Consider the following 18450-nt stretch of genomic DNA (forward strand, 5'->3'; position numbering starts at 1 on the left):
AGAATAACGTTAAATATAACAGTTACCTTTTGCATTAATTTTTATTCTCGACCTAGAAAAGGTGGCAGAGAAGTAATCAACAGATCCCTCCTCTGCCACCCGATAAATTGTTCTCTGGCGGGTAGTTCGCACGCGTATTTATTTTATCGCTGAGGCTTAAAAGGTTTCCCAGTTATTTTCATGCATTTTTGACTGACTCGGTGCTTTTAGCGTCGGGAGTGTTTTAGCATGAGAACGTGGCCTGGCATTCAGCGATAGGCGAGAAGGGTGCTCGGGTAGCTGAAATACTGCCACGGCTTCGGTTAGCTGACGTGCCTGCTCCTCCAATGACGCGGCGGCGGCGGCCGATTCCTGTACCAGCGAGGCGTTTTGCTGCGTAACGCCGTCCATTTCTGTCACAGCCACGCTGACCTGATTGATTCCGCGACTTTGTTCTTCTGACGCTGAGGCGATTTCGCCCATCAAGTCAGTTACGCGGGTTACCGAGCGAACGATGTGATTCATCGTGTCACCTGCTAAGGCCACCTGCCCAGACCCCGTATTAATGCGGGTTACCGATTCTGAGATCAGCCCTTCGATCTCTTTCGCTGCCTGCGCACTCCGCTGTGCCAGACTTCGAACTTCGCCAGCAACGACGGCAAAGCCACGACCCTGTTCGCCTGCGCGCGCGGCTTCAACGGCGGCATTCAGCGCCAGAATATTGGTCTGAAAAGCGATGCCGTTAATGACGCTGGTTATGTCGGCAATTTTTTGCGAGCTGGTGGTAATGTCATGCATGGTGGTCACGACATCACCCACAATATTCCCACCTTTATTTGCCATGACAGAGGCTTCCTTAGCCAGCGTATTGGCCTGTGTCACATTGTCGGTATTGAGTTTTACCGTGGCACCTAATTGCTCCATGCTGGCGGCCGTTTCTTCTAATGCGGCAGCTTGCTGTTCCGTCCGTGAAGAAAGATCGCTATTTCCTGCGCTGATTTCACTCGCCCCCTGATAAATAGAAGCAGAGCTATCGCGAATTGTGCTGACGGTGCGAATCAGACTTTCCTGCATATCGCGTAAATAAGGAATTAATTGACCAATATTATTCCGACCAAAGTCGGAAATCGTATGTTGTAATTGCCCTGAAGACAGCATTTGGAATTGTTTTTTAATATTTTCCAGGGGGGCTAATAAGCAGGAAACCAGATAACGGTCGGTGGCGAAAAGAAGCAGCATGCCGAGTACCAGTGCGGTAACAATAGTATATTGACTGGTGGCTATCAGTGAATGAATGAGCTGGCTGTTGTTGCCATCACTGGCAGAAAGCGAGTGGGCATAATTTTCCGAGGCTTTACCAAAAGCGATACTGAGCGGCGGTAACGTCCCCTGCATATCGCGCCGAAATGTGTCGAAATCACCGGCATTAACCAGCGTGATCATTCTATGCATTTCTTTTGTAATCCCGCCCCAGTGCTGAATAATACTTGACACCTGATCGTCGGGGACGCCCACATGATGCTGGTTTTTAAACTGTTCCAGATCGTAGTCACTGATGTTGGCGGAATCGGTCGCCATTTTTAATAAATTTTGGAAGGCGTCTTTTTGTCCATGTTGCTGAGCGTCAACGGCCAGATAAAGTCGGATGGAAGTACGAAAATAATTGTCGGTACCATGACTCATTATTGTCGCGTTCTTTTTTTGAGTTTGACTGGTTTCCAGTAATTGGCTTACCTGATTGAGAGACGAAAGTGCAATCCACGACACGCTCCCCCAAAGTAGTAAAAATAGTGACAGTGTTGTTAATAAAACTTTGCGGATAGTTATATTTCTTAGCCATTGCATACAAGTTGTCCTTACTTATAATTGTTAATTTTTTTGTTTAATTACAAATGCAACCCAGTGAATCCCTGATGGGTTGCATAATAACGTTAACGTACCGGCGATTTGAAAAATGATGGGTACATCGAGAAAAGCATATACGCTTTGAACATTTTTAAAAAAAGATATCGGTATTCATTGTCGCTTTTTTATTGATGCCACCTGGCGCGTTAATTGCATATTTCTGACAGTGTTTTTTCAGGAGAGAGTGCAATGGTGGCGGAGCCTTCAACGACAATTCGATTTTTACTTGCCTCGCGCCAGTGTGAGCTGAACAGCCTGCGCTACCTGCTGCAAAGCGGTGAGCTGGTGGGCAAAATTAGCCAGCTCGTCCATCTATTGCAGCGTGAACGGGGAACAGCCAATCTGTTTCTTTGCTCCGATGGCCGACTGTTCGCCGACGAGCTGGCGCTACGTGAGAAAGATGTGCAGGTGGCGCAGATGCATTTGATGACACATCTGGCCGGGTTGGAAAAAATGACGGTGGAATTGCCGCAGGCGAGCCGTTTATTCAGCCGTGTCGCCAGCGTGGTCTATGCGCTGAGCCTGCTGCCCGCGCTGCGTCAGCAGATTCGCCAGCGTTTGCTGCCTCAACCGCAGGCGATGACGTTTTTCAACGACATTATCCGTAATCTGCTGGCGCTGGTTTTTGAGGTCTCGGACACGGCAGCCGATCCGGGAATTTCCCGCGCGCTGATTGCCATGTTCAGCTTTATGCAGGGTAAAGAGCTGGCGGGGCAGGAGCGGGCGATCGGCGCGGCGGCCTATGCGGCTGGCAGTGTTGATGAGGAAACCCGGCAAAAGCTGCTGGATTTGATTGAGCGGCAGGAACGTTGTTTCGATACCTTTCTGAATTTTAGCGATGAGGCAAACCAACAGCGCTGGCGTGCTATCGCAGTAGACAGCGAATTTGAGCGCCTGCGCCGCATTGTGTGCACCCGTAGCCCGATAGAAAAGTTACCGGAAGCGGATAGCCTGCACTGGTTTTCGATTGCCACGCGACGCATCGACGAAATGAAGCAGATGGAAGATGAACTGGAGCAGACGCTGATGCAGCGTTGCCGTACCCGTATTGCGGCAGCGGAGAAGGCATGCAGCGATCAGCGCGCGGATCTCGACGCGCTGATGGCGCAGCAGGAGCATGACGATCCCGGTTATTCGATATTTGTCGCTGGTCACGACGTGGAAGGGCAGAACGTTTCTCCCGGCTGGCTGAACAGCGATGGCGTCAGTCCACAACTGGGGCGATCGCTGTTGTCGCTGGTACAGCAACAATCGCGGCGCTTACAGGCGCAGGATCATGAACTGGCTGCGCTGCGCGCCACATTGAATGAAAGAAAGCAGATCGATCGTGCGAAAGGTTTGCTGATGCAGCACCGTGGATTAAGTGAAGAAGAGGCCTACAAAACCCTTAGGCGCATGGCGATGAGTCAGAATAAAAAGCTGATTGACATCGCAACAGCGATGCTCGCGGTAGCAGATGTATTCGGGGATACCCCTTAAGAGGTATATGCACATGAACTGTGCGTGTTCTGCTTGCTCGCGGTGCAAGACACCGTCTTGTGAAGAGGAAATCGTGGAGTCAATAGCGGAGTAACTGAGGGGGGTGAAGTGGTTTCGTGCGTACAAAGATCGCTATTTCTATGCTACGTCGTAGCACACGCACGACACGGGGCGCTCAGTCGCCGCCGCCCCGTGACCCGAGGCTTTTTCGCGGGAAATTACGCCGCTGCGCGGTTCCTTCGGAAAATTAGTCACCTGACGGACCGTGGCTGACGCGTTCCCGACGCGGCAGCCACTTTCGCAGCGTCCATGCTGCTCATCCTGGAGACTAATTTGTCCTCAGCGTAATTTACGCGACAGAAAAGACAAACCACTATTACCCCCTTTCTGCTGTGGTCATAAATCATAAAATTTCACTATTTATTAATACTTTACTTTCGCATGGCGTAAAAATTATGCAGCGGTGGGCATGACCGCCGAGTGAGCGGCATGGATGCCGCGAAAGTCAGTGCCGCGTAGGGAACGCGTCACTGGCGGCTCGATTAGCGGTCATGTTCACCGATGGCACCGCGTAGCGGCATAATTTAGCTAGAAAGCCAGGGTTCGCAGGGCTGCGGCGCGTGAGCGCCCTGCGTCGGGCGCGTGTACGGTATTGCATAAAAGGGTGGCGGTATGGCGCACGAAACGGTCTCTGAGTCTGTATAGAAATGTGATCAAGAGACCGCCTCTGCGAAGGTAAACTAGTAAAAGTGTGATAACTGGCACAAACCTTGCTTTAACTCATTAGCAACAACCAAACATTCATAATGCGTTTCGGGCCAACGGCGGTGCGGAAGGTGTTAATCGGACAACGGCGTCCATAAGCGTGCAGATTCTGCATGGGCTTGTGGACGCCGTTTTTGTTTTTACCACCTGAAAAGGTGTTTTGCGCAAGGGTGTCGTTGATGAGTGATTCCAAAACCAAAAGCATGACCGTCTCTCGCCGCCAGTTTCTGTTGGGGAGTGCTGCACTGGGCGGCAGCCTGATGCTGCCGGGGTTGATGAATAGCGCCTGGGCCGCGGGTTCCGACGCGCCTGAGAAAAAGGAAATTCGGGTCGGGTTTATTCCGTTGACGGACTGCGCCTCGGTCGTGATGGCCGCAGTGAAAGGCTTCGATAAGAAATACGGCATCACCATCGTTCCCAGCAAAGAAGCCAGTTGGGCAGCAGTACGCGACAAGCTGGTGTCGGGCGAGCTGGATGCGGCCCACATTCTGTACGGCCAACTGTACGGTCTGCAAATGGGGCTGTCCGGGGCGCAGAGCAACATGGCAGCGCTGATGACGCTCAACCAGAACGGGCAAGGGATCACGCTGGCAAACCAGCTGCGTGAAGCCAACGTCACGGATCTCGCCGCACTGCAAAAGTATGTCGCTGCCAGCCCAGCGGGTACTTATACCTTCGCGCAAACCTTCCCAACCGGTACGCACGCCATGTGGCTCTATTACTGGCTGGCTTCCGCCGGCATTCATCCACTGAACGACGTGCGTACCGTGGTGGTGCCGCCGCCGCAGATGGTGATGAACATGAAGATTGGCAACATGGTCGGCTACTGCGTCGGCGAGCCGTGGAACCAGCGTGCCATCAGCGAAAAAATCGGTTTTACCGCCGCCACCTCGCAAGACATTTGGCCGGATCACCCGGAAAAAGTGTTGGGCACCCGTGCTGACTGGGTCAACGCCAACCCGCATAGCGCCCGCGCGCTGACCGCCGCGATTCTCGATGCCTCGCGCTGGATCGATGCCTCGGACGACAACCGCCGTGAGACGGCCAGCGTCGTTGCCGGACGCGCGTACATCAATGCCAAAGAAGAAACCATCGTCGGACGCATGCTGGGCCAGTACGAAAACGGACTGGGGAAAAGCTGGAAAGACGAACACGCGATGCGTTTCTACCACGACGGTTCCGTGAACTACCCGTACCTGTCCGACGGCATGTGGTTCCTCACCCAGCATAAACGCTGGGGCTTGCTCACCGAAGAGCCGGACTATCTGGCCGTCGCGAAGCAGGTTAACCGGATTGATATCTACAAGCAGGCGGCCGAAGCCGTGGGAAATGTGCCGTTGCCCGGTAGCGACATGCGCAGCAGTGTGCTTATCGATGGCCGCCGCTGGGATGGTAGCGATCCGGCGGGTTATGCCAACAGTTTTAGCGTGAAGAAATAAGTGAGGTTGATGATGAAAAACCAGGCCCAAATCATTCCGATTACCGCGGATAACGCTCCGGAAACCGTACACAGCGCTGAAATTATGCCGCTGCCAACCAAACCGGCAGCACCTGAAAAAGCACCGGCAACGCCCGCTTTCGCCTACCGCCCGCTGCTGCGTAAGCTGTTTCAGCCGCTTTTCCCAGCGGTACTGGGGTTGGGTCTGCTGGTGGCGGTCTGGCAGATTGCCGCGTTGAACAGCGAAAACTTCCCGACGCCGTGGGCGACCTGGCTTGCGGCGCTCAGCCTCTTTGCCGACCCGTTTTACATCGCAGGGCCGAACGATCAGGGCATCGGCTGGAACGTATTGGCCTCGCTGCAACGCGTGGGTATCGGCTTCGGGCTTGCGGCTCTGGTCGGCATTCCCGCTGGCTTCCTGATTGGCCGTTTTACGTTTCTGGCTAACATGCTTAATCCGATCATTTCGCTGCTGCGCCCGGTCAGCCCGCTGGCGTGGTTACCGATTGGCCTGCTGCTGTTCCAGCGTGCGGAACCGGCATCCAGCTGGACCATTTTTATCTGCTCCATCTGGCCGATGATCCTCAATACCGCCGAAGGCGTGCGCCGTATTCCGCAGGATTACCTGAACGTGGCGCGCGTCCTGAAACTCTCCGAATTCACCATCATGCGCAAGATTCTGCTGCCTGCGGTGCTGCCTAACGTATTGACCGGTGTACGCCTGTCGATTGGCGTCGCCTGGCTGGTGATTGTGGCGGCGGAGATGCTGACCGGCGGCGTCGGTATCGGCTTCTGGATTTGGAATGAGTGGAACAACCTGAATGTGGAAAACATCATCATCGCCATCGTGGTGATTGGTGTTATCGGTCTGCTGCTTGAGCAGGGGCTGGTGTGGATTGCTAACCGTTTCAGCTATGACAACCGCTAAGGAGCCGACGATGCGTACAACACCGATTATTCAAGTGCAGCAGGTGAGCCAGCGTTTCAATACCGCCAGCGGTGAGTTTCTGGCGCTGGATCAGGTGAGTTTTGATATTCACACGGGTGAGACGATCAGCCTGATCGGCCATTCCGGCTGCGGCAAGTCTACGTTATTGAACCTGATTGCCGGTCTGACGCTGCCGAGCAGCGGCGGCTTGCTGTGTGACAACCGTGAAATCGACGGCCCGGGGCCGGAGCGCGGCGTGGTCTTTCAGAACCACTCGCTGCTGCCGTGGCTGACCACTTACGAAAACGTCGCGCTGGCGGTACGACAGGTGTTTCGCGGTCAGATGAGCAAACGCGAAATGCACGAATGGATCACCCACAATCTTGAACTGGTGCATATGGAGCACGCGCTGAACAAGCGGCCGAATGAGATCTCCGGCGGGATGAAGCAGCGTGTAGGGATTGCCCGCGCGCTGGCGATGAAGCCGAAAGTACTGCTAATGGATGAACCGTTCGGCGCGCTGGATGCGCTGACCCGCGCACATCTTCAGGATGCGGTGATGGAGATTCAGCAGCGTTTGCAAACCACGATTGTGCTGATTACGCACGATGTAGACGAGGCGGTACTGCTGTCGGATCGCGTGCTGATGATGACCAACGGCCCGGCGGCGACGGTCGGTGAAATCATGAAAGTCGAGCTGGAACGTCCACGTTCGCGCGTCACGCTGGCTGACGATCCGCGCTACCACCACTACCGTCAGCAGGTGCTGCATTTCTTATATGAAAAACAGCCTAAAGCAGCCTGACAGCGAGGCCGGAACGATGATGAAACCGCATCTGATTGTGATTGGTAACGGGATGGCGAGTGCGCGATTCGTCGATGTGCTACGCCAACTGGCCGCAACGCGCTACCGCATTACCGTGATTGGTGATGAACCGCGCGCCAGCTATAACCGCATCCTGCTGTCGCCAGTATTGAGTGGCGAGAAAGCGTTTACGGATACGCTGCTGACGCCTGCGGCTATCGACGACGATGCGGCGCTGCCGGTGAATTATCTCCTGGGTGAGCGGGTCACGCACATCGATCGCCAGCAGCGTGAGGTGACAACGACGCAACGGCAGCTGCACTACGATCATCTGGTGTTGGCGACCGGTTCCACGCCGTTTATGCCGCCGATGCCCGGTATCGATCTGGCAGGCGTGTGCGGCTTCCGCACGCTGGATGATGTCGAGTTGATGTTGGCGACGATTCGCCGCTCCGTTCCTGCGGTGGTGATTGGCGGCGGTTTGCTCGGTATTGAAGCTGCCGCGGCGCTGCAACTGCGCGGGGCTGACGTCACGCTGCTGCATCGCGGTCCGGTTCTGATGGAGCGCCAACTGGACGCCACTGCGAGTGACCTGCTGTGCGACAGCCTGCGTGCTCGCGGTATTGCCTGTGAGACCGATGTGCAGGTAGTCGCGCTGCACGGTAATGAACACGGTGTCACGGCCGTTGCACTGGCTGATGGCCGCACGATCCCCGCCGGACTGGTAGTGGTGACGGCGGGCGTGATTCCCGCCAGCCAACTGGCACGCGAGTGCGGCTTGCCCTGTAACCGCGGTGTGCTGGTGGACGGACAGCTACAAACTGCCGACCCGTACATCAGCGCGATCGGCGAATGCTGTGAACTCAATGGCGAAACCTTCGGGCTGGTTGCCCCGTGTTTCACCCATGCCACGCTGGTGGCACAGCGCCTGGCCGGACACGCACCGGAAGATTATCAGCGTGAACAGGCGGCAACGCGGCTGAAAGTCACAGGAATTGGCGTGGTCAGCGGCGGCGATATTAACGTGGCACCCGATGATGAGGTGTACACCCTTTTTGATCCGCAGACGCAGCACTACCGCCGTCTGCTACTGCGCGACGGGCGGCTGAGCGGTGTCCTGCTGTATGGCGACACCGACGACAGCCCGCGCCTGCTGGCCGCGATGGAGAGCACGACAGCGGGCGAGATGACTCCGCCAGCCTCGCTACTTTTCGGCCTTTCTTCCCCTGATTCTGACCCACAGCCTGAAGCTGTAAGGATTCCTGTCATGAGCAAACCTATTTTGGTGGTCGTCGGCCACGGTATGGTCGGCCACTATTTTCTTGAACAGCTGGTTGAACGCGACCTGCATCAGCATTACCACATTGTCGTATTTGGTGAAGAACGTCATGAAGCCTATGACCGCGTTCACCTCTCCGAGTATTTTTCCGGCCGCAGCGCCGCCTCTTTGTCGCTGGTAAAAGACGGCTTTTTTGCTGAGAGCGGCATTGAGCTGCGCAGCGCTAGTGAGATCGTGGCGATCGACCGTGAACGTCAATGCGTGTGCGACGCGCAGGGCAGGGAAACTGCCTACGACAAGCTGGTGCTGGCGACCGGCTCTTATGCCTTTGTTCCGCCGATTCCCGGCAATACGCGCCCCGGCTGTCTGGTTTATCGCACGCTGGACGATCTGGACGCGATTGCCGCACAGGCGAAAAAGGGCAAGTCTGGCGTGGTGATTGGCGGTGGCCTGCTGGGGCTGGAAGCGGCAAACGCCCTGCGTCAGTTGGGGCTGGACACCCATGTGGTGGAGTTTGCGCCGCGTCTGATGGCGGTGCAGTTGGATGACGGCGGAGCTGCGATGCTGCGGCGCAAAATTGAGGCGCTGGGCGTACAGATTCATCTCAGCAAAGAAACGCGCGAGATCACCGACGGTGAGCAGGCGTTGCATCGCCTCTGCTTTGCCGACGGCAGCGTGCTGGAAACCGATCTGGTGCTGTTTTCCGCCGGGATTCGCCCACGCGACAAACTGGCGGATAGCTGCGATTTAGAGAAAGGATCACGCGGCGGCATCGTGATAGACGACCGCTGCCAGACTTCCGATGACGCGATTTTCGCCATAGGCGAGTGTGCATTATGGAAAGGGCAGATTTTCGGACTGGTGGCACCGGGCTACCAAATGGCACGCAGCGTGGCGGATACGCTGGCGCAGCGCGATACGCTATTTACCGGCGCGGACATGAGCACCAAGCTGAAATTGCTGGGTGTGGAAGTGGCTTCGATTGGCGATGCACATGGGCGCACGGCCGGAAGCCAAAGCTACCAGTGGACGGACGGCCCGAACGAGGTCTACAAGAAAATCGTCGTGTCTGCCGATGGCAAGCGTTTACTGGGGGCGGTACTGATTGGCGACAGCAGCGATTACAGCACGCTGCTGCAAATGATGCTCAACGATATGCCGTTGCCTAAACAGCCGGAAGGATTGATTTTGCCTGCGCGTTCTGGCGATGCACCGAAAGGATTGGGCGTGGCGGCATTACCGGCTAGCGCACAGATTTGCTCCTGCCATAACGTTAGCAAAAGCGATATCTCGGCGGCGGTGGCGGGCGGCTGCGGCGAACTGGGCGCGCTGAAAACCTGCACCAAAGCGGGAACGGGCTGCGGCGGCTGTGTGCCGCTGCTGAAACAGGTGATGGAGTATGAACTGACGCAACTGGGTGTCGAAGTGAAGAAGGACATTTGCGAGCACTTCGCCTATTCGCGTCAGGAGTTGTACCACCTGATTCGTGTGCATGAGATCCGCTCGTTCGACAGCCTCCTTGAACGTTACGGCCACGGTTTAGGCTGCGAAGTGTGTAAGCCGCTGGTGGGGTCGATGCTGGCGTCCTGCTGGAATGATTATCTGCTGCAACCGCAGCACCTGCCGCTGCAGGATACCAACGATCGTTTCTTCGCTAACATCCAAAAAGACGGTACGTATTCCGTCGTGCCGCGCGTGCCGGCGGGGGAGATCACGCCGGAAGGCCTGATCGCGATCGGTCAGGTGGCGCAGCGCTATAACCTGTATACCAAGATCACCGGCGGTCAGCGCGTGGATTTATTCGGTGCGCGCCTGGAGCAGCTTCCAGAGATCTGGCGCGAGCTGATCGATGCCGGATTTGAAACCGGCCATGCCTACGGCAAATCGCTGCGTACCGTGAAATCTTGTGTGGGATCGACCTGGTGTCGTTATGGCGTGCAGGATTCCACCGGGCTGGCGATCCAACTGGAGCACCGTTACAAGGGGCTGCGTTCGCCGCATAAAGTCAAAATGGCGGTTTCCGGCTGTACCCGTGAATGTGCTGAGGCGCAAAGCAAAGATATCGGTGTAATTGCCACGGATAAAGGCTGGAATCTGTATGTGTGCGGCAACGGCGGCATGAAACCGCGCCATGCCGATCTCTTCGCCAGCGATCTGGATACGGAAACCCTACTGCGCACTATCGATCGGGTCTTGATGTTCTATATCCGCACCGGCGATCGCCTCCAGCGTACCAGCACCTGGATGGATAATCTGGAAGGCGGTATCGACTATCTGCGCCAGGTGATTCTGGAAGACAGCCTGAATATCGGTGAAGAGTTAGATAAAGAGATGCAGCGCGTGGTGGATGCCTACCAGTGCGAATGGCAAACCACGCTGGAAAGCCCGGAACGTCTGGCGCTATTCCGCGGCTTCCTGAACAGCGATAGCCCGGATGAAGCGGTAGTGATGGTGCCGGAACGCGGACAGATCCGTCCGGCGCAGGAGCATGAAAAAGCGGTCTCGCCAGAACCGGTTGCTCTGAAACCCGCCGCGCATGAGGCGGAGTGGGTACAGGTGGCGACGCTGGGCGATATTCCGCGCTATGCAGGCATGGCGGCGCGCCTCGGACAGCAGCAGATCGCGCTGTTCCACCTACCGGGTAGCGAGCAGCAGGTGTACGCGTTGGAAAACCACGAGCCGGGCAGCGGGGCGAATGTGCTGTCGCGTGGGTTGATCGGTGACGTGGCGGGTGAACCGATGGTGATTTCACCGCTGTACAAGAAACGTTTCAAGCTGCGGGATGGTGTGAGCCCGGATGACAGCGCGCTGTACGTACGTGCCTGGCCGGTACGCGTGGAAGACGACGAGATTTGGGTATGCCGTCAACCGTTAGCCGTGCCTGAAGGTGTCGTGCTGGCAGACACTGCCATGGCGAAAGCATCATGAACGCGCGCGTCTGTCGGACAACCTGCCCCTATTGTGGCGTCGGCTGTGGCGTGCTGGCAGAACACGATGGGCAAGGTGCGGTAAAGATCAGCGGGGATCCTGCCCATCCGGCGAATTTGGGTCGGCTGTGCGTCAAAGGCTCCGCGCTGGGAGAGACGCTGGATTTGAAAGGCCGGCTATTGTGGCCGCTCGTGGAAGGCCGTCGCGTTAGCTGGGATCAGGCGCTCGATACGGTAGCTGAACGGCTGCTGGCGACCATGCAGCAGCACGGCCCGCAGTCGGTGGCGTTTTATGGTTCAGGCCAGTTGTTGACGGAAGATTACTACGTCGCCAACAAGCTGATGAAGGGCTTTATTGGCGTCGCCAATATGGATACCAATTCGCGGCTGTGCATGGCATCTGCGGTGATCGGCTACAAGCGCGGGCTGGGGGCAGACGCTGTTCCCTGCAACTATGAAGATATCGAACTGGCGGATGTGGTGGTGCTGGTCGGTTCTAACACGGCCTGGGCGCACCCGGTGGTGTATCAGCGGCTGGTGCAGGCGAAACAGCAGCGGCCACAGATGCAGGTGGTGGTGATCGATCCTCGACGTACCGCAACCTGCGATATTGCCGATCTGCATTTACCGCTGCAACCCGGTAGCGATGCCGGGCTGTTCAACGGCCTGCTGCAGTGGATTGCACAAGATCCACGTATCGATCGCACCGAATTGGCCGAGCGTTTTTCTGGCGTGGAAGCAGCATTAGAGTCAGCGCAAGCGTGGTCGGTAGCGCAGGTAGCGGAGTTCTGTCAGTTAGATGAAGCCGATATCGCACGTTTTTATCACCTGTTTAGCATGAGCGACAAGGTGGTCACGCTCTATTCGCAGGGCGTTAATCAATCGTCCTCGGGTAGTGATAAATGTAACGCGATCATCAATGCTCACCTGCTGAGCGGCAAAATCGGCGTGTCGGGTTCCGGCCCCTTTTCGATAACCGGACAGCCAAATGCGATGGGTGGGCGGGAAGTGGGCGGGCTGGCCAATCAGCTTGCCAGCCACATGGGTTTTACGCCGCAGGATATCGAGCGCGTGGGGCGCTTCTGGCAGAGCGATAATGTAGCGACACAGCCCGGCCTGAATGCGGTGGAGCTGTTTCGCGCGGTTGAACGCGGCGATATTAAAGCGGTGTGGATTATGGGCACCAATCCGGTGGTGTCGATGCCGGATGCTTACCGGGTGAAACAGGCGCTGGAACGCTGCCCGTTGGTGATCGTCTCCGAAGTGATGCGCCACACCGATACCGCAGAAACCGCTGATATCTTACTGCCTGCTTTGGGCTGGGGAGAAAAAGACGGCACGGTAACCAATTCCGAACGCCGGGTGTCTCGTCAGCGAGCCTTTCTGCCTGCGCCGGGGGAAGCCAAAGCCGACTGGTGGATGTTGAGTCAGGTGGCGCAGCGTATGGGATTTGCTGAGGCATTTGCTTATCAGCATTCGGCGGAGATCTTTCGTGAACATGCGGCGCTGTCTGGATTTGAGAATAACGGCAGCCGTGCGTTTGATATCAGCGGGCTGACGACGCTCAGCAATCAGCAGTGGCAGCAGTTGGAACCGATACAGTGGCCGGTGAATGCGACATACCCACACGGGCGCGCCCGACTGGGTGACGATGGCCGATTCTGGCATGCCGATGGCAAAGCGCGTCTGGTGGCGGTTACGCCGTCGCTGCCGCAAAGCCCGTGGAGCGCGGCGTATCCGCTGGTGCTGAACACGGGGCGTATTCGCGATCAGTGGCACACCATGACGCGTACGGGCAAAGCGGCTCGGCTGATGCGGCATATCAGCGAACCTTACTGCGAGCTGCATCCACAGGATGCGCAGACGCATGACATTCAGGCGGGCGATTTGGTGCGTCTGTCGTCAGTGCACGGTTGGATGCTGGCGCGGGCGCGACTCGACGCCGGACAGGCCCGCGGCAGTGTGTTTGTACCGATGCACTGGAATCAGCAGTTCAGCGCACAGGCGCGGGCTGACAGTTTAGTCGCCCCGATTACCGATCCGTATTCCGGCCAGCCAGAAAGCAAGCACAGCCGAGTGCGTATCCAACCCTGGCATACCGCCTGGCAGGCAACGCTGTTTTTTGCCGATGAACCCGTTCCTGCGCCATTAACATTACCCGCAGAGCATGACGTTCTGCCGCCGCCCGCCACCTACTGGAGCAAGATCCCTCATGAAGGTGTGACGCAGTATCTGTTTGCCGACCGTGTGCCGGTAGACGATTGGCAGGCATGGCTGACCGAACATTATGGGTTGGAAAATATGCAGTGTCAGGTTGCACAGGGCAACGGCATCTTTCACCTGATTGGCTGGCGTGATGGCCGCGTGGTGTTGGCCTGCTATGTCAGTGCACAGGCGCTGCGTATCGACAGCGATGCGGTGTGTCAGGCGTTTGTCACTCCACCGCAGCTCCCGCACGAACGCCACGCGTTACTGGTGGGTCAGGCACCGCAGGGGCAGGTGACGCAAGGGGCGACGATTTGCAGTTGCTATAGCGTTGGTGAAGCGATCATCGTCGGCGCGATTCGTAAAGGCTGTCACAGCGTGGCAGCGTTAGGCGGCTCGCTGAAATGTGGAACCAACTGCGGTTCCTGTATCCCCGAACTGAAAGCGTTATTGAGCCAGCATGTGCCGATAACGGTCAATGAATTGAAAAAAGCAGGTTGAGCGCCACGGCGTAATGAGGTGTGACATGATGACAACACAATCAATATTGGCGCAGGGCCAACGGCGTCAGCCTGTACTCGGCGGTGAAATCTGGCTGGTAGGTGCAGGGCCGGGTGATGCAGAACTGCTGACGCTGAAGGCGTTGCGGGCAATCCAGCAGGCGGATGTGGTGGTCTACGATCGGCTGGTGTCGGCGGAGATTATGGATTTGGTGCCGGAGCAGGCGTTGTGCATCGACGTAGGAAAAACGCGCGGCTGTCACCGTCTGTCACAGGAAAAAATCAATCAGCTGTTGGTCGAGTTGGCGCAGGCCGGGCAACGGGTGATTCGTCTCAAGGGCGGCGATCCCTTTATTTTTGGTCGCGGCGGCGAGGAGATGGATTATGCCCAGCAGGCCGGAATTGTCTGTCATGTGGTGCCTGGTATTACTGCCGCGACAGGCTGTGCGGCGGCGGTGGGACTACCGCTGACCCACCGGGCCTGTGCGCAGTCGGTACGCTTCGTGACCGGGCATTCGCGCGATGGCGAACCGCAATTGGACTGGCCGACGCTGGCGGACAGCCAGCAAACGCTGGTGTTCTATATGGGGCTGAGCCACAGCAGTCGACTGTGCCAGCGCCTGATCGAACATGGTCTGTCCGCGCAGACGCCCGTCGCGATTATCGAACGCGGCACCCAGCCGGATCAGCGGTTACTAACTGCAACACTGGCGACCTTACCGGCACTGTTGGCACGTTATCAACCACAGTCGCCTAGCCTGCTGGTGGTCGGTGACGTCGTCCGCTTCTGCCGTCATTCTGCGCTGCACGTTGACGCGGCTCCTGCACGCTTGATGATGGAAAAGCATGAAGCCGCCTGACGGCAACGGCTCTCTGCCTACAGCCAGCGCCTCGACATAAACCGGTTTTTCTTCGAGGCGCTTTCCACTTTCTACGCGGTTTTCTGCTTTATTGTCGTGTCCCCGTTACCCTCCCAACTGAATTTTCAGTCATGGTCTACAGGGAAGGGGACGAGATGCCATCGCATGATGCGATCTTCAAACAGTTTTTAAGCGATATCACGGTCGCACGGGATTTTCTGACGATTCATCTGCCGGATGAAATCCGCAAACGCTGTGATTTCAGCACGCTGCAATTGGAATCCGCGTCGTTTATTGATGAAAAGCTGCGCGCGCGGATATCGGACGTGCTGTACTCACTGCATACCACCGCAGGCAAAGGGTATATTTACTGTGTGATTGAACATCAAAGTCGCCCGGAAAAGCAGATGGCTTTCCGGCTGCTACGCTATTGTCTGGCTGCTATGCAGCAACATCTGGATCAGGGACACGATCGCTTACCGTTGGTGGTGCCGCTGCTGTTTTACCATGGCAGAGTGCGTCCTTATCCTTACAGCCTCCGCTGGCTGGACAGTTTCGCCGATCCCGTACTGGCACAAGCGCTGTATGAACAGCCTTTCCCATTGGTGGATTTAACTGCTATTTCGGATGATGAGATTCGCACACATCGACGTATGGCGTTACTGGAACTGGTACAGAAGCATATTCGTACCCGTGATATGCTGGAGCTGGCGCGTGAGATTGGGTTACTATTTGAACGCTGGTCGGTGCCGCTGACGCAGCGTCGGGCGCTGTTATTTTATATTGCACAAGCGGGCAACACATCCAAACCCGCAGATTTCATTGACGCACTGGCAGCACCGCTATCAACCGGTCAGGAGGACATTATGACGATTGCAGAACAATTGAAGAAAATGGGATTCGAGGAAGGGATCCAACGCGGTATCCAGCAAGGATTGGAGCAGGGCATTGAACAAGGGATGAAAAGCAGTGCCAGACAAATTGCCCGTAATTTATTGCTAACGGGAATGGATAAGAACAGCGTGCAGCAGGTCACTCAGCTTGAAGAAGAAGAGCTAGAGCAGTTGGTCACCGCTATCCTGCATGACACACAGCATTGATACTGTATTAAACAATACCGTATTAAAAGATACCGTACTAAAAACCGAGCGTTGCTGAGGCCTTTATAAGAAAAGGTCAGTCAGGCAACGCTCACTCTTTCGTTAACGGCGCTTTTAGCCTTTGCGTACACGCGCCGTCAGCCCTTTCAGGAAGTAGCGGATCACCTGATCGCCACAGGTGCGATAGTTTTTATGATCGGGCGCGCGCATCATCGCGGTGACTTCCGGTACTGAGATGCGGAAATTCTGTTCCAGCAGGATCGCCTGAATATCATCCGTTTTTAATGAAAACGCGACACGCAGCTTTTTCAGAATAATATTGTTGGTCATCTTGCGCTCAAACTGTGGCGCAGGCTGGTTTTCATCTTGTCCACGTTTTTGCAGAATCAGCCCGCTCAGGAAATAACTCATCACGATGTCTGGGCAAGGTTGATAACCTTCTTCCCCTTCCTTTTTGACGTAGCTCGCCAACTGTTGGGGAGGGACGGTCATCTCCACCAGCGCCAGGATCTTCAGCAGGTGGTCATTATTGAAATTCAGCATATAGCGCACGCTGCGCAGGACATCGTTATTCATCATTACGGAGGGGGTCTCGCCATTCGTCTTCGTACAAAACGCACAGTATAAAGGGAACGGCAGAGAAATGCAGAAACGATCGTGGAATTAGTGAAACGGTTTTGATAGCGGTTCACTATGTGGATTTAGTCGTGATGTCTCTACACCCTTCGTAACTTTACTCGGCAGGTTGAGACAGAATAGCGTCGAGCAGGCCGGGAAAGCGCTGTTGCATGTCGCTGCGGCGCAGTCGGTTGATGTGCGTAGTACCGATGTTGGTGGTATGCAGCAGGCCCGAGTCACGCAAGACGCGAAAATGGTGCGACACGCTGGATTTCGGGCGACCCCCGTCAAGCTCGCTGCATGTGGCTTCTCCTTGCACGGCCAGACAGCGGACGATTTCCATGCGTAGGGGATCGCTCAAGGCGTACAGGACGCGCTCAAGGGTAAATTCTTCGGGGGTAGGGTGCTTAAAAGGTCTCATGAGCGAATTATAGCGTCAGGGTTGTCTAAAATCTATTATTCGAATAATATCGAAATATCGAAGTAACCAGACAAGGCAGCAAATATTATGTCCGCACTGTTTCAACCCTTCAAACTGAAAGATATTACGTTACGCAACCGCATCGCTGTTCCACCGATGTGTACCTATTCCGCGAATGATGGCCTGATTAACGAGTGGCATCAGGTGCATTATGCTTCGCTGGCGCGCGGTGGTGCCGGGTTGGTTATCGTAGAAGCAACGGCGGTTTCCCCCGAGGGCCGCATTTCTCCGCACTGTACCGGAATCTGGAATGATGAGCAGGCGCAGGCGTTTGCCAAAGTCGCCAAATCCATTAAAGATGCAGGCTCCGTGCCGGGTATTCAGATTGCGCACGCCGGACGTAAAGCCAGCGCTAACCTTCCCTGGGAAGGCGACGACCATATTCCAGAGGGTGATGCACGCGGCTGGCAGACCATTGCCCCTTCCGCAGAAGCTTTCGGCGCGAATCTGCCCAAGCAGCCACAGGAAATGACGCTGGAAGATATTGCCCGCGTACGTGATGATTTTGTTGCCGCGGCTCGCCGTGCGCTGGAAGCCGGATTTGAATGGCTGGAACTGCACTTTGCTCACGGCTTTCTGGCACAGAGTTTCTTCTCCGTTCATTCCAACAAACGCAACGATCAGTACGGCGGCAGTTTTGACAACCGCAGCCGTTTTCTGCTGGAAACGCTGGCTGCCGTTCGCGACGTGTGGCCAGAGCATCTGCCGCTGACCGCCCGTTTCGGCGTGATTGAATTTGATGGCCGTGATGAAGAAACGTTGCAGGAATCCATTGAACTGACGCGCCGCTTCAAAGACGCTGGGCTAGATATGCTGAGTGTTAGCATTGGGTTCTCTACGCCGACGGCGAACATTCCGTGGGCACCGGCCTTTATGGGACCGATTGCCCAGCAGGTACGCGAACAGGCCGATCTTCCTGTCTCTTCCGCCTGGGGCTTCGGTACGCCGGAACTGGCTGAACAGGCCGTCGCATCGGGCCAGTTGGATCTGGTGATGGTGGGTAAAGCGCATCTGGCGAACCCGCACTGGAGCTATCAGGCTGCACGCGAACTGGGCATCGATCGCGCCTCGTGGACGCTGCCGACACCTTACGCGCACTGGCTGGAACGTTATTAATTACGACTCACGATTGCAGGCGGCCTTTGCCGCCTGTAGCAACGTCATGCCTCCTTTTGCTTAAC

12 protein-coding genes are annotated in these 18450 nt (G+C 56.1%); 9 read left to right on the forward strand and 3 right to left on the reverse strand.

Translation table 11 applies throughout. The annotated features are described in order from the left end of the window. Positions 1 to 156: 156 nt before the first annotated feature. Positions 157 to 1824: a methyl-accepting chemotaxis protein gene (locus IG609_RS06670; protein WP_193400262.1), complete on the reverse strand. Its 1668-nt coding sequence runs from the start codon at positions 1822 to 1824 to the stop codon at positions 157 to 159. 249 nt (positions 1825 to 2073) lie between these two features. Here IG609_RS06670 and IG609_RS06675 point away from each other — a divergent pair, with 249 nt between their 5' ends. The 8 genes from IG609_RS06675 (at position 2074) to IG609_RS06710 (ending at position 16170) form a co-directional block, all read left to right on the forward strand. Next, entirely contained in the window at positions 2074 to 3363 is a 1290-nt protein-coding gene (locus IG609_RS06675; protein ID WP_193400260.1) for a nitrate regulatory protein, read from the forward strand. A gap of 944 nt (positions 3364 to 4307) precedes the next feature. Next, complete coding sequence (locus tag IG609_RS06680; RefSeq protein WP_193400258.1) at positions 4308 to 5567, forward strand: CmpA/NrtA family ABC transporter substrate-binding protein; 1260 nt, start codon at positions 4308 to 4310, stop codon at positions 5565 to 5567. A 12-nt stretch (positions 5568 to 5579) separates the two neighbouring features. Beyond that, the gene (ntrB, locus tag IG609_RS06685; RefSeq protein WP_193400300.1) at positions 5580 to 6494 is read left to right on the forward strand and encodes a nitrate ABC transporter permease; all 915 of its coding nucleotides are present in this window, start codon (positions 5580 to 5582) and stop codon (positions 6492 to 6494) included. Positions 6495 to 6504: 10 nt separating this feature from the next. Next, positions 6505 to 7299, forward strand: a complete 795-nt coding sequence (locus IG609_RS06690; RefSeq protein WP_039281768.1) for an ABC transporter ATP-binding protein — start codon at positions 6505 to 6507, stop codon at positions 7297 to 7299. Between the two features lie 19 nt (positions 7300 to 7318). Further along, the gene (gene nirB, locus IG609_RS06695; RefSeq protein ID WP_193400298.1) at positions 7319 to 11506 is read left to right on the forward strand and encodes a nitrite reductase large subunit NirB; all 4188 of its coding nucleotides are present in this window, start codon (positions 7319 to 7321) and stop codon (positions 11504 to 11506) included. Next, entirely contained in the window at positions 11503 to 14211 is a 2709-nt protein-coding gene (locus IG609_RS06700; RefSeq protein WP_193400256.1) for a nitrate reductase, read from the forward strand. Before nirB ends, IG609_RS06700 begins: the two co-directional genes overlap by 4 nt. Before the next feature lie 25 nt (positions 14212 to 14236). After that, positions 14237 to 15070: a uroporphyrinogen-III C-methyltransferase gene (gene cobA / locus IG609_RS06705; protein ID WP_193398492.1), complete on the forward strand. Its 834-nt coding sequence runs from the start codon at positions 14237 to 14239 to the stop codon at positions 15068 to 15070. A gap of 155 nt (positions 15071 to 15225) precedes the next feature. After that, the gene (locus IG609_RS06710) at positions 15226 to 16170 is read left to right on the forward strand and encodes an Rpn family recombination-promoting nuclease/putative transposase (RefSeq protein WP_193398491.1); all 945 of its coding nucleotides are present in this window, start codon (positions 15226 to 15228) and stop codon (positions 16168 to 16170) included. A 114-nt stretch (positions 16171 to 16284) separates the two neighbouring features. On the opposite strand, the gene IG609_RS06715 is transcribed toward IG609_RS06710, so the two are convergent. Both IG609_RS06715 and IG609_RS06720 read right to left on the reverse strand, forming a co-directional pair. After that, entirely contained in the window at positions 16285 to 16749 is a 465-nt protein-coding gene (locus tag IG609_RS06715; RefSeq protein ID WP_193398490.1) for a YehS family protein, read from the reverse strand. A 154-nt stretch (positions 16750 to 16903) separates the two neighbouring features. Further along, positions 16904 to 17209, reverse strand: a complete 306-nt coding sequence (locus IG609_RS06720; RefSeq protein WP_193398489.1) for an ArsR/SmtB family transcription factor — start codon at positions 17207 to 17209, stop codon at positions 16904 to 16906. A gap of 87 nt (positions 17210 to 17296) precedes the next feature. Between IG609_RS06720 and IG609_RS06725 the strand changes: the two genes are divergently transcribed. After that, the gene (locus IG609_RS06725; RefSeq protein WP_193398488.1) at positions 17297 to 18385 is read left to right on the forward strand and encodes an NADH:flavin oxidoreductase/NADH oxidase; all 1089 of its coding nucleotides are present in this window, start codon (positions 17297 to 17299) and stop codon (positions 18383 to 18385) included. The last annotated feature ends 65 nt before the right edge of the window (positions 18386 to 18450 follow it).

It is taken from the genome of Pectobacterium quasiaquaticum (assembly GCF_014946775.2).
In the GTDB taxonomy this organism is placed as follows: Bacteria; Pseudomonadota; Gammaproteobacteria; order Enterobacterales; family Enterobacteriaceae; genus Pectobacterium; species Pectobacterium aquaticum.